Source organism: Pseudomonas turukhanskensis (assembly GCF_027922365.1).
Taxonomy (GTDB): domain Bacteria; phylum Pseudomonadota; class Gammaproteobacteria; order Pseudomonadales; family Pseudomonadaceae; genus Aquipseudomonas; species Aquipseudomonas turukhanskensis.
Genome location: NZ_BSFN01000011.1, coordinates 106,776 through 122,345 on the forward strand (window position 1 = coordinate 106,776; position 15,570 = coordinate 122,345).

The 15,570-nt window shown below is 62.6% G+C and carries 11 protein-coding genes; 2 read left to right on the top strand and 9 right to left on the bottom strand.

All coding sequences use genetic code 11. The features are described 5' to 3' along the window. Positions 1–39: 39 nt before the first annotated feature. Positions 40–579, top strand: a complete 540-nt coding sequence (locus tag PKE98_RS17990) for a YjaZ family protein (protein ID WP_271196701.1) — start codon at positions 40–42, stop codon at positions 577–579. A 219-nt stretch (positions 580–798) separates the two neighbouring features. Here the strand turns inward: PKE98_RS17990 and PKE98_RS17995 are convergent, their stop codons facing one another. Then, complete coding sequence (locus PKE98_RS17995) at positions 799–3,204, bottom strand: glucose/quinate/shikimate family membrane-bound PQQ-dependent dehydrogenase (RefSeq protein ID WP_271196702.1); 2,406 nt, start codon at positions 3,202–3,204, stop codon at positions 799–801. A gap of 259 nt (positions 3,205–3,463) precedes the next feature. Here PKE98_RS17995 and PKE98_RS18000 point away from each other — a divergent pair, with 259 nt between their 5' ends. Beyond that, entirely contained in the window at positions 3,464–5,557 is a 2,094-nt protein-coding gene (locus PKE98_RS18000) for a TonB-dependent receptor family protein (RefSeq protein ID WP_271196703.1), read from the top strand. A gap of 86 nt (positions 5,558–5,643) precedes the next feature. On the opposite strand, the gene PKE98_RS18005 is transcribed toward PKE98_RS18000, so the two are convergent. The 8 genes from PKE98_RS18005 to glnE all read right to left on the bottom strand — a co-directional run bounded on the left by PKE98_RS18005 (position 5,644) and on the right by glnE (position 15,539). After that, positions 5,644–7,065: a lipopolysaccharide kinase InaA family protein gene (locus tag PKE98_RS18005; protein WP_271196704.1), complete on the bottom strand. Its 1,422-nt coding sequence runs from the start codon at positions 7,063–7,065 to the stop codon at positions 5,644–5,646. After that, positions 7,062–7,808, bottom strand: coding sequence for a lipopolysaccharide kinase InaA family protein (locus PKE98_RS18010; RefSeq protein WP_271196705.1), 747 nt, complete (start codon positions 7,806–7,808; stop codon positions 7,062–7,064). Before PKE98_RS18010 ends, PKE98_RS18005 begins: the two co-directional genes overlap by 4 nt. After that, a complete protein-coding gene (locus PKE98_RS18015) occupies positions 7,805–8,539 on the bottom strand; it encodes a lipopolysaccharide kinase InaA family protein (protein ID WP_271196706.1) in 735 nt (244 codons plus the stop codon). The genes PKE98_RS18010 and PKE98_RS18015 overlap by 4 nt, the downstream gene beginning before the upstream one ends. Continuing rightward, positions 8,539–9,360 (bottom strand): lipopolysaccharide core heptose(I) kinase RfaP, encoded by an 822-nt coding sequence (gene rfaP / locus PKE98_RS18020; protein WP_271196707.1) that lies wholly within the window; start codon positions 9,358–9,360, stop codon positions 8,539–8,541. Before rfaP ends, PKE98_RS18015 begins: the two co-directional genes overlap by 1 nt. After that, entirely contained in the window at positions 9,357–10,478 is a 1,122-nt protein-coding gene (locus tag PKE98_RS18025; protein WP_271196708.1) for a glycosyltransferase family 4 protein, read from the bottom strand. The genes rfaP and PKE98_RS18025 overlap by 4 nt, the downstream gene beginning before the upstream one ends. Further along, positions 10,478–11,479, bottom strand: a complete 1,002-nt coding sequence (gene waaC / locus PKE98_RS18030) for a lipopolysaccharide heptosyltransferase I (RefSeq protein ID WP_271196709.1) — start codon at positions 11,477–11,479, stop codon at positions 10,478–10,480. The genes PKE98_RS18025 and waaC overlap by 1 nt, the downstream gene beginning before the upstream one ends. Further along, on the bottom strand, positions 11,479–12,513 hold the full coding sequence (gene waaF / locus PKE98_RS18035) for a lipopolysaccharide heptosyltransferase II (RefSeq protein ID WP_271196710.1): 1,035 nt from the start codon (positions 12,511–12,513) through the stop codon (positions 11,479–11,481). Before waaF ends, waaC begins: the two co-directional genes overlap by 1 nt. Before the next feature lie 92 nt (positions 12,514–12,605). Then, a complete protein-coding gene (gene glnE, locus PKE98_RS18040; RefSeq protein WP_271196711.1) occupies positions 12,606–15,539 on the bottom strand; it encodes a bifunctional [glutamate--ammonia ligase]-adenylyl-L-tyrosine phosphorylase/[glutamate--ammonia-ligase] adenylyltransferase in 2,934 nt (977 codons plus the stop codon). Positions 15,540–15,570 lie beyond the last annotated feature (31 nt).

Sequence of the window (15,570 nt, forward strand, 5' to 3'; positions counted from 1 at the left end):
AGGTTGTGTGGCCCGACACGGACGTCAGTCAGGCTGGTCATGCCTTTTTTCCCACCTATCACGCTTAACGGCGAAACCTACGATCTTTCGCACCTTGACCCGATGACGCTCAACATCGATAGCGCCATGGCCGCGAAGGTGTTGACGGTGGGCGTGCGGTTTAGCAATCACTGCTTTACCAAGGCCTACAACGCCCAAGATCATCCAGCGGGACCAATTTTGTTGGACGCAGGGGGACGGCAACGCAGCTTTTGCCAAAAACGCTACACCCTGTCGCTGCAACTCGGCCAATTACTCAGCGAACTCAACCATCCCAAAATCCAAGTTTGGCAGACGGTAGAAAGGCGGAACTGGGTGTACTCAACGACAGTAGAGGGCCATCAGGGCCCCTACCACGTATTCTTTGAGATAAAGCGCAATGATAGGAAAAATCGCCGTCGAGAAGATCTGAACATGGTGATCGAAAGCGCATACCCTGAAGGCGACTTGCGTGGCGGTCCTAGCCGATTTGGCCGTATGGGCTTTTTGCTGTTATGCGGGAAGATTTACACAAGGAAACCGACAGCCACAAAACGCTGAAAAGCAAAAAGGCGCCTAAGCGCCTTTTTGTACAGCCATCCGGACACCACTAGCTTTCGCTTAGGCCCGCCTTGCGCGAGCACTGGTTTGCACCAGCTGGGAAGCGTTCGATCTCATCCGGTCAGTCGCTTCGAAGGGCCAATTATTCTCCTGCGGGTTGCTATAGACAACCCCGCCGCCCCTCGAATTGACGACCGGCGTCCCGACGGAGATACGCGGTCAAGGCTTATCCGGCAGCGCATACGCAATCACGTAATCCCCCCGCTCCGGCGACTGCCGCGCGCCACCGGCGCTTACCACGATGTACTGCTTGCCAGTCTTGGGCGACACATAGGTCATGGGGCCCGACTGGCTACCCACCGGCAACCGCGCTTTCCACACTTCCTCGCCGCTGCCGCTATCGAAGGCGCGCAGGTAGAAATCCTGGGTACCGGCAAAGAACAGCAAGCCCGACTGCGTCGCCATGGAAGCACCCAAGGTCGGCATACCAATCGGAATCGGCAGGTGCATCTTGATGCCCAGCGGACCGGTGTCTTGCACCGTGCCGACCGGCACCTGCCACACCAGCTTGCGAGTTTTCAGGTCGATGGCGGACATGGTGCCAAACGGCGGCTTCTGGCACGGAATACCGGCCACCGACAGGAAGCGCTCACGCATGGCGCCGAATGGCGTACCGGCCTGCGGCACCACGCCCATTTCGATACCACTGGCACCGGCGGCGATCTTCTCGCGCGGGATCATGTAGTTGGCCAGGCCCAGGCGCATGTCGTTGACGAACATATAGTTGGTGGTCGGGTCTACCGAAACGCTGCCCCAGTTCATGCCACCCAGCGAGCCTGGGAACTGCAACGCACGGTCCAGGCCCGGCGGGGTGTAGACGCCTTCGTGGCGCATGCCTTTGAACTGGATGCGGCACAGCAACTGGTCGAATACCGTGGCGCCCCACATGTCCGACTCATACAGCTGCTGGTTGCCGATTGACGGCATATCCACCGAGAACGGCTGGGTCGGCGAATAGCGTTCACCCGGAACATTGCCTTGCGGCACGGGCTTTTCGTCGACTTTGGCAATCGGCACGCCGGTCGCGCGGTTAAGCAGGAAAATTTCACCCTGCTTGGTGATCTGCGCCAGCGCCGGCTGGGTGCCACCGGCATCGTCCGGTACATCGTAAAGCAGCGGCTGCGCGGGAATGTCAAAGTCCCAGAGGTCGTGGTGGGTCATCTGGAAGTGCCAGCGAATGGCGCCGGTCGCGGCTTCCACAGCAACCACCGACGAGCTGTACTTATCGTCCAGCTCGGTGCGCTCGCCCGCCCAGAAGTCGGGCGTGGCGTTGCCGGTTGGCAGGTAGATCAGGCCGAGTTTTTCGTCATAGGCCATGGCCGACCACACGTTCGGCGTACCACGGGTGTAGGTCTGCCCTTCGGGCGGGCGCTTGGTGGTTTGCGGGTTGCCCGGATCCCAGGCCCACACCAGCTCGCCACTGTGCACATCAAAGGCACGTACCACACCTGGCGGTTCACCGGTGGAGAAGTTGTCCGCCACCCGGCCACCAACCACCACCACATTGCCCGCCACCAACGGCGTCGAAGTTTGCTGGTAGTAACCGTCTTTCACTTCACCCATGTCGGTCTTCAGATCGACCGTACCCTGATTGCCGAAATCGGCGCAGGGTTCGCCCGTTTCGGCGTTGATAGCAATCAGACGGGCATCGATGGTGGGCAGAAAAATACGCTTGGCGCAGGCCACAGGTGCGGCTGCCGTATCGGCGGGCGCGGCTGCCGGCGCTGCTTCCTCAAAGTAGCCCAGCCCGCGGCAACGCTGCCAGTTGGGTGCCGAACCTTTTGGGTCGAAGTGCCAACGTTCTTTGCCGCTGTCGACGTCAATCGCAAACACCTTGCCGTAGGCGGTGCAGTGATAGAGCGTATCGCCGATCTGCAGCGGGGTGTTCTGGTCTTCGGCGCCGGAGCCTGTGCTTTGCGGCAAGTCGCCGCTGCGGAAGGTCCAGGCCACCTGTAGTTGGTTGACGTTGTCCTTGTTGATCTGGTCCAGCGCGGCAAACCGGTCGCCGTGGGTGGTGTTGCCCCAGTGCTTCCAGTCTTTCTGCTCCTGGCCCTTGGCAACCGGCGTCACCGCCGCCTCGCTGTCGGCCGCAACGATGGGGTTCAGCACAAAGGCATAGGCCGAGGTGGCGACAATCGCCGCCGCCAACAGGCCGCTCAACACATAAGCGCCACGGCCATCGCCGTCGTGTGGCTCGGGGGCAACCCGCAGCAGGGTCGGATAAAGCAGCGCCACCACCAGACCGATCACCGCGAAAACAAACAGACGCGACACCAGCGGCCAGAATTCAAACCCGGTTTCCCATACCGCCCAGATCACCGAGAGCAACAGAATCACGCCATAGAGTGACGCACCATTAGGGTTGCCTTTGGCAATCAGCACGCCGGCGCCTAGCATAGCCAGGCCGCACAATACGAAATACCAGCTGCCACCCAGCACCGCCAGGTAGGCGCCACCACCGGCCAGGTATAAACCGACCAGGGCAATCGCCACCCCGACCACTACCAGCAGCCAACGGGCAAAAGCCCCGGGACGTCGCCGTTCTACGGCCAGTGCATCATTCATGCGTTATATCCTCCTGCTCAATCAACCTGTACTCGCGAGCCGCTGGCATTCGGCCAGCCGCGATAAGGGCGCGGATTCTGCCGCGCATTCAAACGGCTTACACCTGGCAAGCAGTAGGTCATTAACCATTTAGTTAACAAGGCTCTGGCGCAAACTCAGCGCTGGAGCGGCTCGGCGAGGGGTGACTTTATGGTCGATAATCGCCCACTATGCTTACACCGCGACCGCAGCGGCATTACTGACCTGTATAACGCCGGCGATGAATTCATTGAACCGACTCCCCCCGTTCCCCCTGCTGCTGACTCTGCTTGCCGTTACCCACGCCAATGCCAGCGATGCGCCCGACCTTTCACTGACACTCGACCCACTGGTGGTCAGTGGCTCACGCCAGGCCAGCGACAGCTTCAGCCTGCCCTTCTCGATAGATAGCGTAGATCGTCAGCAGATCAGTGACGGGCAATTGGGCATCAACGCCTCGGAAGCCCTTAACCGTGTGCCCGGTCTGGTGGTACAGAACCGCCAAAACTACGCCCAGGATTTGCAGATTTCGTCCCGTGGCTTTGGCGCCCGCTCTGCGTTTGGCGTGCGTGGACTCAAACTGATCAGCGACGGCATTCCGGCCAGCACCGCCGACGGCCAGGGCCAGGCCGCCACCTTCAATCTGGATACCGCCGAGCGCATCGAAGTGCTGCGCGGCCCAGCTTCTACCTTGTATGGCAGCAATGCCGGCGGCGTGGTTCAGGTCTTTTCTCGCGACCCCGAAGGCCCGCCGAAGGTCGACGCCGAGACGATTTTTGGCAGCGACGGCCTGAACAAAAACCACCTGAGCGCCGAAGGTGCCAATGAAAAGGCGGGGTTCCTGCTCGACGCTTCACGCATGGACACCGACGGCTACCGCGACCACAGCGCCGCCCGCCGCGACCAGACGTTCGCCAAGCTCAACCTGAAGCCCGATGCCGACAGCAAGCTGGCATTTATCTACAGCAGCCTGGAGCAGAACGGCACGCAGGATCCGCTCGGGCAAACGTGGGAGGCTTACAAGCAAGACCCGCGTTCAGTCACCGCCAATGCCGAGATTTACAACACGCGCAAAAGCATCGACCACCAGCAAGTGGGTGCCAATTACGAGCGTTACTTTGGTGACTCAACGCTGCAAGCGACGGCGTATACCGGCAAACGCAGCGTGATTCAGTACCTCTCGATTCCCAAAGGCTCGCCGGCCAATAACAACAACGGCGGCGGCGTAGTGGCCTTTGATCGCCGCTTCTACGGCGGCAGCCTGCGCTGGCTGCAACCGGTGGGCGATGTCGACCTGGTGTTCGGCTTGGACTACGACCAGAGCGAAGACGACCGCCAGGGTTACCAGAACTTTGTCGGCGATGAACTCGGCGTGAAAGGCGCCCTGCGCCGCGACGAAAAAGACACCGCCACCAGCCTCGACCCCTATGCCCAGGCCACCTGGAAAATTGGCGACTGGACCCTGCAAGGTGGGCTGCGTTACAGCACCGTGGAAATCGACGTGGATGACCATTACCTGGTCAACGGCGATGACAGCGGCAACCGCCGTTACGAACAGGCCAGTCCGGCTGTCAGCCTGGGCTACGCCTTTACCCCGGAGCTCAATGGCTACGTGAGCGTGGGGCGCGGCTTTGAAACGCCGACCCAGGGCGAGCTGGCGTATGCCCCGAACAATGTGGCCGGAGTGAACTACAACCTCGACCCGTCGACCAGCACCCAGTACGAGGTGGGCGTGAAGGCGTTGCTGGGTAATGCGACGCGGGTCAATGCCGCGCTGTTCCAGATAAACACCGACGACGAGATCGTGGTGTTCGCCAATAGCAACGGCCGCACCAGCTACCAGAACGCCGGGCGCACGCAACGGCGCGGTTTCGAGTTGGGCGTGCAAAGCCAGCTCAGCGAACAGTGGACTGCCAACCTCGCCTACACCTACCTGGCGGCCCAGTACGACTCCAGCTTTGTCAGCGGCACGCGCGCCGTAGACAGCGGCAACAACCTTCCCGGCGTGCCGCGCACAACGGTTTTCACCGAGCTCAACTGGCAACCAGCGGATGGCGTCAGCACCGCCATCGAAGGCCTTTACCGCAGCAAGGTGTATGTCGAAGACAGCAACACCGCCAAGCCAGCCCCGGCCTATAGCGTGTTCAACTGGCGGGCGCGGTTTGAGCAGCAATACGGTGCGTGGACCGTGCACCAGCTCGTACGGCTGGATAACCTGCTGGACCGGCAATACGTGGGGTCGGTGATTGTTGGCGACGGCAACAACCGCTACTACGAGGCAGCGCCGGGGCGCAGCTGGTATGCCGGCGCCGGGGTTTCGTATCAGTTCGAGTAAGCCTTTGTAGGGTGCGCTATGCGCACCGGGCGACCTCAGGGATAACGCAACGGTGCGCAGAGCACACCCTACGAAGCGCAACAGCGTTAGAGGGTGGGCAAACGCTGATCCAGCAGTTTGAACAGCGCCGTATCTGTCGGCCAGTTGCGCAAGAACCGCGCGCGATCGCGTGCGTAGGCCTTGGCGAAACTGCTTTGGCTGCGGTGCTGCTGCATGGCATCCAGGTCAATCAGGGTCCATTGGTTCTGGTACCAGAACAGGTTGTGGCCTTTGAAGTCGCCATGGCTAATGCGCTCGCGAATCAGCGCGGCGAACAGCTGGTCCAGCGCCAGCAGTTCGCTGTCCGGCGGCGTGCTGTGCAGGAACGGCGAAAACCGTGCAATCAGGTCTTCATTGCCGCAGTAGGCGGTTACCAGATACGCGCGACCGCGCAGCCAGCACCAGCGTCGCTCGATCACGGCCAACGGTTGCGGCGTGGCGATGCCCAGCACCTGCAGGCGATTGCCTTCACGCCAGCTGTGCCAGGCGCGGCTGGGGCGCCAGAAGCGTTTTAGCCAGTGGGCGAAGTTTTTCACATTGTAGCGTTTGACCACCAACGGCTCGCCGCCCACCTCTACCCGCGCCACGGTTGCGGCGCCGCCGGTTTTATACAGATGGCCGGCGTCGATGGCGGCGTCCGGTTCAGCCAGCAAGGCTAGCAAACGTGGCTCGGCTTCGCGACGTACTACGCGCAAAACAAAGGCACCGATCTTAGCGCTGAAGAGGCTGCATTCACGGGCGGCTTTTTTCAGGTAATCGCGCACACGCCAGCGCCGCACCGTAGCGATTTCACCGAGCAGCTTTTCCAGCGGCAACGCGTGCTCGCCGTTGGCGAGCAGGTAATGAATCAGCAACTCTTCCAGAAACGGCTCGAGGTTGGCCGGCAACTGGGCGAAAAACACCCCGAGGTTGCGCAGCACTTCATCGCGGCCCAACGGCTGCCCAGGCACCTGCGCCTGCACGCCGCCGCCGTCGATCAGGTACAGCTGGCCGTTGTGGTGCAGCAAGTTGTCCAGATGCAGGTCGGCTTGCCACAGGCCTTTGCTGTGCAACTGGGCAATCGCGCCCAAGGCCTGAGCCAGTACCTGTTGCTGGCCATCGGACGCGGGCGCCTCATGCTCCACTGCCCGCCAGGCTTCGCCCAGACTCTGCGCGCCATCGAGGTAGTCAAACAGCAACCAGCCGCCCTCGCCCGCCGTGAAGCCTTCGGCCAAGAGTGCCGGAGTCAGCAGGCCATGGTCGGCGAGCAGGTGCACGCCCTTGGACTCACGGTGAAAGTGCCGCTCGGCCTTACCGCCCACCAGCAACTTGGCCAGCACCTGCCGCCCTTGCCACTGAGCAACGCCGACATAACGCTGCCCCGGCAACACCCGCAACAGGCTTTGCAGCGTCACCGTGTCGCTCCCCAGCTGCACGCTCACGGGCAAGGCCGGCGATCGACCGGCATCACGCAGTTGGCTCAGGTTCATTTGCGCGAAGCCTTGTGCGCGCTGCGGGCGCCCAGGCGCTGGCTCCAGCCCTTGGCGCCGCCTTTATCGCCGACATAGGCGAGCAGCAGTTGCCAGACCTCTTCCTGACTCCAGCTGCTGGCGCGGCGCAGCAGCGGCTCCAGGTCTTTGATGCGATCACGCTTGCCGAATACCAGGCGCCGGGTTTTCTCCAGGTCGATCAACTGCGCATCGAAGCCTTCGGCCGATTCGCGCAGGAAAATATGCTTGGGATAAAAACAGCCGTGCATCTGATGAGCCGCGTGCAGGCGTCGCGCCAGTTCACCACAGGCCTTGAGAATGGCCATGCGCTGCACCTCGCTGTGGCTGTCCCAGTCGCGCAGCCAATGGTCGAGGTCTTGCCAGCCGTCCAGGGCGCGGGTCAGCAGAATGGCCTGGTGCTTGCCGTCCACATTGCGCTGGGCAAAGAACGCCGCGTGCAGCGCCGGAATGCCGAGCTTTTGATAGCGCTCGATATTGCGCAGCTCACGGGCAAAGGTCGGCTCGCCAAAAGGGTGCATCACACTGCGGGTCAGGTGGTTGGTCTGGCGCTTGAGGTAGTACGCCGACTCGCCCAGCACCAGGCGCGATACGGTGCTGTAGCCGCCACGCTCGGTATTGGGCTCGTCCACCGCGTCCAGCTCCAACGCCCACAGGGCGTCGAAGTTATCGAGCTGGTGAGCCGCCAGAATCGCGCGGTCCTCGGCAGCAATAAAGTCCTTCATTCCCGGCCCTCGAAGAATTTCACGATCTTGCGGATCTGTTTTTTGTCCGCCGGGTGGAGCCTGGCGTGCCCGCTGTATTGCAGATAAAAGCGCAGACGCTGGGTGCTGGACAGCGTGTACTTGGCGACCTTGTCCAGACAGGCGAGGTCTTTGATGATCCGGTAGCGCAGGACAAAACCACGCCAGAACGCGCCGTTGGGGCAGTCGATAAAAAACAGTTTGCCCTGGTCATCCACCAGCAAGTTGCGCCACTTCAGATCGTTATGGGTGAAGTGATGGTCATGCATGGTCCGCGTGCCGTGGGCCAGTTGGCGGCTGATGCCGTCTACCCAGGCGCGGTCCTGCAGGCGCGCGTCACCGTTCTTGGCCATGCGCCCCAGGTCATCGGTATTGGGCAATTCACGGGTGATCATCGCGCCGCGCACGAAGGCCCCCTTGCAGCGCTCGTACCCACGGGCCACCACGTCGGCGGTGGGCAGGCCCCACTCGGCGAAGCGCTTGAGGTTCTGCCACTCACTGCGTACCCGCAGGCGTCCCAGATAGGGGCGCAGGCCTTTGCCCGCGCTGCGGTAGCGCTTGACGTAATAGCGCACGCCGTCGCGCTCGATGCGGATGACTTCGGACACCGGGTCGCGGGTCATGCGCTCGCCGGTCAGGGCGAACACAGCATCAAGGCTGCCAAAGTCGGCGGCGAGGCGCTGATAGGAAGGTTCCAGGTACCACGACGCCATCAGAGCGCGTCCCCATAGCGTTGTTTGCGGTCGTACAGCTTGGCAGCCTTGCGTTCCAGCCAGGCCAGCAGCTCGGCCTCTTCACGCAGAATCTGGCGCAGGTTGCAGGTGCCTTTGGCGACGAGGAAATAGCTGCGCAGAAACCGCAGCTTGTCGCGCTGGGTGAGGCCAATATCCAGCGCCGAGAAGTACAGGGCGGCCAGATCTTTGTCGCGCCAGCGGCGGCTGATTTTCTCGCGGCTCTGCGCGCGGTGCAGGTCGATAACCGACAGTTTGAAATCATCGGCCGTCACCGGTTTGTCGGTGTGCAGCAGAAAGTGGCAGATATAGCAGTCGCGGTGATTGACCCCGGCGGCGTGCATCATGCCGGTCATGCGCGCCACTTCGGCGATCAAGGCCCGCTTCAGGCGCGGCTCGGGCGGCTGCGTGCGCCAGTCGATGCTGAAGTCTTCCAGGCTGACGGTGGGCGCCAATTCCTCGGTGACGATAAACGAGTGCTGCGCCGCCGGGTTGTTGCCGCGCTCGCCGAAGGCTACGGCGGTCATGGTCGGCACGCCCACTTCGGTCAGGCGCTCGATGGCTTTGAGCTCCTGCCCGGCACCAAGCACCGGCAGTTTGGCGGTCAACAGGTTCTTGAAGATTTCGCCCCAGCCGATGCCGCGGTGAATTTTCACGAAGTAGCCACGACCATCGACTTCGGTGCGCAGGGTGCGGCGGCCTTCCAACTCGCGGTACACCTGGCCGTCAAGGCGCTCGACGGCATCAAAGGCGTCCTGCCCGGCCCACAGCCGCTTGAACGGCTCAGTCAGCATCAGCTTCACGCGCGCGCCTCCAGAATCACATCGGCGGCGCGCTGCGGCAGGCTGTAGAGGTCTGCCGTATCAGCGAACGCCAGGCCGTTGGCCGCCCAGGCGGCACGCTGCGCATCGTCTTCGAGCATGGTTTGCAACGTGGTGTTTAGCTGTTCCTGCTGGAACGGGCTGGGTACCACGCGGCCGCAATCAGCTTCTTCGATGTAGTGGGCGTAGCCGCACACATCGGTCACCAATACCGGCAGGCCGGCCACCAAGGCTTCCAGCAATACGGTGCCGGTGTTTTCGTTGTAGGCGGGGTGAATCAGCAGATCGGCACCCAGCAGAAAGCGCGGAATATCGCTGCGGCCCTTGAGGATCTGTACCTGCTCGCTGATGCCCAGTGCCGCCACCTGCAACAGGAACGGCTTGGGATCGTCCTGACCGATAACGATCAGGCGCGTGCGTTTTTTCAACTCTTTGGGCAAGGCGGCGACGGCTTTGAGCGTGCGATCCAGGCCCTTGGTCTTGAACCCGGAGCCGATCTGCACCAGCAGCAAATCGTCGTCGGCCAGCTTGAACTCGCGGCGAAACTCCGCGCGAACCTCGGCGGCATTGGCCGGCGCGCGGCGGTCCGGAGCGATGCCCGGCGGCAGCAGGTGAAAGCGCTCGGCCGGGGTGGCGTAGTGTTTGACGAACAGCGGCTGCTGCACTTCAGAAATCATCAGCACGTCGGTCTTGGCGGTCGGCGCAAACACCGCGCGCTCGTAGTCGGAAAAGTGCTTGTAGCGGCCCCACTTGCGGTACAGCGCGTTGCGCAGGTTCTGCGCTTTGTCTTCAAAGCAGCCGTCGGCGGCGTAGTACACATCCAGCCCCGGCATCTTGTTGAAACCCACCACGCGGTCCACCGGCCGCTTGGCCAGATCGGCCTGCACCCAGGCCAGCAGCTTTTCGTTGCGGCGGTGGTTGAACAACGCTTTGACCGGCGCCACCCGCACTTCGAAACCAGGCGGAATATCGCCTTCCCAGATCAGCGTGTACACGCGAATGCTGTGGCCGCGCTGCTGGCACTCCAGGGCGATGCGCATAAAGTCGCGCTGCAAGCCGCCGAAGGGAAAGTACTTGTACAGAACAAAAGCCAGTTGCATCACACGGTCTCCGGCGCCAACAGCAGGGCTTGTAACTCGGTGGCCACACGCTCGGGCAGCAGGTCATCGAAACAGGGTTTATCGCGGTCGCCCAGGCCAGCATTCGGGCCGGTGGCGCACAAGTGAATCTGCGAGCGGCCGTAGGCACCAACGCGGCCCGGCAAAGTGGGGCCGTACAACGAAATAGTCGGTACATCGAGCGCAGCGGCCAGATGGCCAAGGCCGGTGTCCACCGCCACACAGGCTTGCGCCCCGGCAATCACCTTGGCCACGCCCGCCAAGTTTAATTTGGGCAGTACCACGGCGTTTTCCAACCCCGCTGCGATGCGCTCGGCACGTTGTTGCTCGGCGTCGTTGCCCCACGGCAGGCGAATGGCGTAGCCCAGCTCGCTCATTTGTTCAGCCAGACGGCGCCAGTAATTCTCCGGCCAGTGCTTGCTGGCCCAGGTGGTGCCGTGCAGAAACAACAGGTATGGCGGCGCATTGGGATCGGCCAATTGCGCGCGGTTCAACCCGTAGTCGCCAATGCCGGGCGGCAGCGGATAGTCCAGCGCCAGGGCAAACAATTGGCGCACGCGCTCCAGCGCATGCTGCTCGCGCGGCACAGGGTAGGTGCGGTCGTAGAACCGGCAGGCAATCGGCTCGCGCGCCGAATCACGGTCAAAACCAGCAATCGGGCCCTGTACGTAACGGGTCAGCCAGGCGCTTTTGAGCAGGCCTTGCGCATCAATCACCAGGTCGTAGCGGGTTTCGCCCAGGCGCTGCTTGAAGCGTTTCCAATCGCCATTCTTAAAGGTCTGCCACAGGTTTTTGCGCCAGCGGCGAATGGCCACTGGAATTACCTGAGCCACGGCCGGGTGCCAGGCCGGAATCTCGGCAAACCCTTCTTCCACCACCCAGTCAAACTGAATGCCGGGAATGGCGCGGGCCGCGTCGGTCAGCGCCGGCAGGGTATGAATCACATCGCCGAGCGACGAGGTTTTGATCAGCAGAACCCGCATCAATCGACCTCGACCGGGCCGGGCGCCAAACGCGCCAAGGCTTCCACCACTGGCCGCGGCTTGAGTTCGCGCAGGCAGTTGTAGTGGCCGAAGCGGCAGGTGCGGTCAAAGCACGGGCTGCATTCGATGCCCAGGCGCACGATTTCCACCTGGTCGGCCAAGGGCGGGGTAAAGCCGGGCGACGTGGAGCCATAAATAGCCACCAGCGGGCGGTTCAAGGCGGCGGCTACGTGCATCAGACCGGAGTCGTTGGAGGCCACGGCGTTGGCGCAGGACAACAGATCGATCGCCTCGGCCAACGAGGTTTCGCCGGCCAGGTTATGGGCTTCTTCGCGCAGGCCGGGAATCAGCCGGGCACGAATGGCCTCACCCACCGGGTGATCATTTTTCGACCCGAACAACCACACCTGCCAGCCTTCACGGATTTTCAGCTCAGCCACCTTGGCGTAGTGCTCGCTGGGCCACTTCTTCGCCTCACCAAACTCGGCGCCAGGGCACAGGGCCAATACCGGGCGGTCCAGGGTCAGGCCGAACTTGGCCAACGCCGCATCGCGGCTCTGCGGCTCAATGCGCAGGCTGGGCTGTGGATAAGGTTTGGGCAGCTCGGCGCCCGGCTCATAGGCCAGGGCCATAAAGCGCTCGATCATCAGCGGGTAGCGTTCTTTGTCGAGCGTGCGCACGTCGTTGAGCAGGCCGTAACGCAGCTCGCCTTTCCAGCCGGTGCGTTTGGGAATACTGGCGAAGAATGGCACCAGCGCCGATTTGAGCGAGTTGGGCAGCACAATGGCCTGATCGTACTGGCCAGCCAGCGACTTGCCGATGCGCCGGCGCGTGCCCAGTTCGAGCGCGCCATGGCCCAGAGGAAAGCTCAGGGCCTGGCGCACCTCGGGCATGCGCTCAAGAATCGGCCGGCTCCAGTCGGGCGCCAGCACGTCGATCTGGCAGTCGGGGTGGCGCTGTTTCAGGCACTGGAACAGGGTCTGGGCCATCACCATGTCACCGACCCAGCTCGGCCCTACGATCAGTATGTTCATTCAAACTCCGCAAATGAGCAGGGAGGCGTTTGAGCCTCCCTGTCACTGCTAATGCAAATAGTAAGTCTGCCAATGTGTGCAACGCAGGAAGCTTAACTGAGCCCCAGTTCGCGCCAGATGCGCATCACTTCCTGGCGTTCATGCTGAAACTGCTCGCCGCTGACGGTGCCGGGCTGCTTTTGCAGGGCCAGGCGGTGTGAAGCGGAACGGTAGGCCTTGTAGACCTCTTGCAGCAGCGTGGCATCGGCGGCGGGCAACAAGCCCAGGCGCTCGAGGCCTTCCAGAATGCGAATGTTGTCGGTGTATTGCAGCAGCGGCGGATACGCGCCAGACCACGCCAAGGCCGCGTATTGCACCATAAATTCGATATCCACGATACCACCGGCATCCTGCTTGAGATCGAACGGCGCTGCGGCCTCGAAGGCATTTTGCCCGGTACCGGCGGCGGTTTGCTTGCTGCCCAGGTTGTCGCGCATCTTGGCGCGCATCTCGCTGACCTCAGCGCGCAGCGCTTGCAGCTCCCGGGTTTTGCCCAGCACCTTGGCGCGTACAGCTTCGAACGCCGCGCCCACCCGCTCGCTGCCCACCAGCACCCGAGCACGCACCAGCGCCTGGTGCTCCCAGGTCCAGGCTTCGTTCTCCTGATAGCGCTCGAAGGCACCAAGCGAACTCACCAAAAGCCCGGCTGCGCCGGAGGGGCGCAAGCGCATATCCACTTCATACAGCTGACCGGAGTTGGTCTGCGCGGTGAGCAAGTGGATGATCCGCTGGCCCAGGCGGTTGAAGAACTGCGCGCCGTCGATAGGCTTGGCGCCATCGGTTTCGGCGTGCGGATCGCCGTCATGGATAAACACCAGATCGAGGTCCGAACCGTGGCCCAGTTCAATGCCGCCGACCTTGCCGTAACCGACGATGATGAAATCCGGGTCACACAACCCGCCATCGGCGCGCTGCGGTGTGCCGTGCTTGGCCACCGTGTGGCGCCAGGCCAGGGCCAGCACCTGGTCCAGAATGGCTTCAGCCAGCCAGGTCAGGTAGTCGCTGACCTTCATCAACGGCAACGCCCCGGAGATTTCCGAAGCCGCCACCCGCAGGCGGTGGGCCAGCTTGAAGTGGCGCAGGGCTTCCATCTGCTGTTCCAGATCGTCCTCGGGAATGCGGGTCAGGCGTTCGCGCAACTCAGCGGCCAGTTCCGGCGCCAAGGGCGGTTTGAACAGGCGGCCTTCATTAAGCAGTTCGTCCAGCAGCAGCGGAAAGCGGCTGATCTGCTCGGCAATCCACGGGCTGGCGGCGCACAGCGTCAGCAACTGCTGCAAGGCGCCGGGGTTTTCGGTGAGCAGCACCAGGTAGGCCGAACGCCGCGCCACCGCTTCGATCAGTGGCAGCACGCGCTCCAGCACCAGGTCCGGGTTTTCATGTTCGACGGCCTGCGCCAGCAGACGCGGAATAAAGGCATCCAACCGCTCACGCCCCAGGCGCTGCATGGCGCGCACCTGATTGCCACTGCGCAAGCCCGCCAGGCGCTGCCAGGCCGATTGCGCATCGGCAAACCCGGCGTCGGCCAGTTGCCGGCAAGCGCTCTCTTCATCCAGGGCGTCTTCCCACAGCGGTAGCCATTCGCTGCCGACGCACAGGTCGGCCTCGCCGTTTTCGTCTTCGTCGGGGTCGGCGATCACCTGGCGGAAGTGCCATTCGATGCGCCCGCGCCAGTACATCAGGCGCTCATGGAACGCCGCCCAGGTATCGAAGCCCATGATAAAGGCGACGCGAGCGCGCTCGTCGTTGTTGTCCGGCAGCATCTGGGTCTGGCGATCGGCAATGGCTTGAATGGCGTGTTCGGTGTAGCGCAAAAACTCGTAGCCATCGCGCATTTCGGCAACCACCGCCGGCGGCAGGTAGCCCTGCCCTTCCAGGGTTTTCAGCACCTTTAACAGCGGCCGCTGTTGCAGGCTGAGGTCGCGGCCGCCGTGGATCAGCTGGAACGCCTGGGCAATAAATTCCACCTCACGGATACCACCGGAACCCAGCTTGATGTTCTCGGCCATGCCTTTGCGCCGCACCTCCTGCTGAATCAGCAGCTTCATGGCGCGCAGTGCTTCGATGGCGGAGAAGTCGAGGTAACGGCGATAAACGAAGGGGCGCAGCATATCGAGCAGTTGCGCGCCGGCAGCCTGGTCGCCGCCCACCACTCGCGCCTTGATCATGGCGTAGCGTTCCCAGTCGCGGCCCTGGTCTTGGTAGTACTGCTCCAGCGCGTTGAAGCTGAACACCAACGAACCGGCCGAGCCGTAAGGGCGCAGGCGCATATCGACGCGAAATACAAAACCGTCAACCGTAATGGCATCCAGCGCCTTGATCAGGCGCTGGCCGAGCTTGATAAAAAACTCCTGGTTGTCCAGCGAGCGTTTGACGCCTTCGGTTTCGCCGCCCTCGGGGTAGGCGAAGATCAGGTCGATATCGGACGACAGGTTGAGCTCCACCGCCCCCAGCTTGCCCATGCCCAGCACCACCATATGCTGCGGCTCGCCGCTGCGCTGGCCTTTGGGCGTGCCGAACTGCTCGCAATGGCGCGGGTACAGCCAGTGGTAGGTGAGGTCGATGCTGGCATCCGCCAGATCGGAGAGATCGCGACAGGTCTGCGCCAGATCCGCCAGGCGGTTGATATCGCGCCAGATGATGCGCACCTGCTGGCGGTTACGCAGACGGCGCAGCACCTGACCCAATTGCGCTTCGTCGGTACAGTCGGCCAGAGCGGCGGCCATCTGCGCACGCAAGTCGCCCGGTTGCAGGGAGCGTTCCAACTCGCCGCTGGCGGCCAGGGCCAGGAGGGTTTGCGGGTCGCGCACGGCCTGTTCGCTGACAAAGTCGCTGGCGCCGACTACACGCTTGAACGCTTCGAGGCGTTCGGCGGGCCAGGCATCGAATTGATCAGCGGCCTCACCCAGCGCCGCCCTGAACGACTGCTCGGCACGGTGAACAAAAGACTGAAGCGAAGAAGGCAACTCGACGAGCGGAGGCAAGTTCATGATCTATCCTGTTGATCGACGTACAGCTCGG

Bases quoted from the DNA above. Each gene is read 5' to 3' on its own strand.
- PKE98_RS17990 (WP_271196701.1), top strand. From the start codon at position 40: ATGCCTTTTTTCCCACCTATCACGCTTAACGGCGAAACCTACGATCTT.
- PKE98_RS17995 (WP_271196702.1), bottom strand. From the start codon at position 3,204: ATGAATGATGCACTGGCCGTAGAACGGCGACGTCCCGGGGCTTTTGCC.
- PKE98_RS18000 (WP_271196703.1), top strand. From the start codon at position 3,464: ATGAATTCATTGAACCGACTCCCCCCGTTCCCCCTGCTGCTGACTCTG.
- PKE98_RS18005 (WP_271196704.1), bottom strand. From the start codon at position 7,065: ATGAACCTGAGCCAACTGCGTGATGCCGGTCGATCGCCGGCCTTGCCC.
- PKE98_RS18010 (WP_271196705.1), bottom strand. From the start codon at position 7,808: ATGAAGGACTTTATTGCTGCCGAGGACCGCGCGATTCTGGCGGCTCAC.
- PKE98_RS18015 (WP_271196706.1), bottom strand. From the start codon at position 8,539: ATGGCGTCGTGGTACCTGGAACCTTCCTATCAGCGCCTCGCCGCCGAC.
- PKE98_RS18025 (WP_271196708.1), bottom strand. From the start codon at position 10,478: ATGCAACTGGCTTTTGTTCTGTACAAGTACTTTCCCTTCGGCGGCTTG.
- waaC (WP_271196709.1), bottom strand. From the start codon at position 11,479: ATGCGGGTTCTGCTGATCAAAACCTCGTCGCTCGGCGATGTGATTCAT.
- waaF (WP_271196710.1), bottom strand. From the start codon at position 12,513: ATGAACATACTGATCGTAGGGCCGAGCTGGGTCGGTGACATGGTGATG.
- glnE (WP_271196711.1), bottom strand. From the start codon at position 15,539: ATGAACTTGCCTCCGCTCGTCGAGTTGCCTTCTTCGCTTCAGTCTTTT.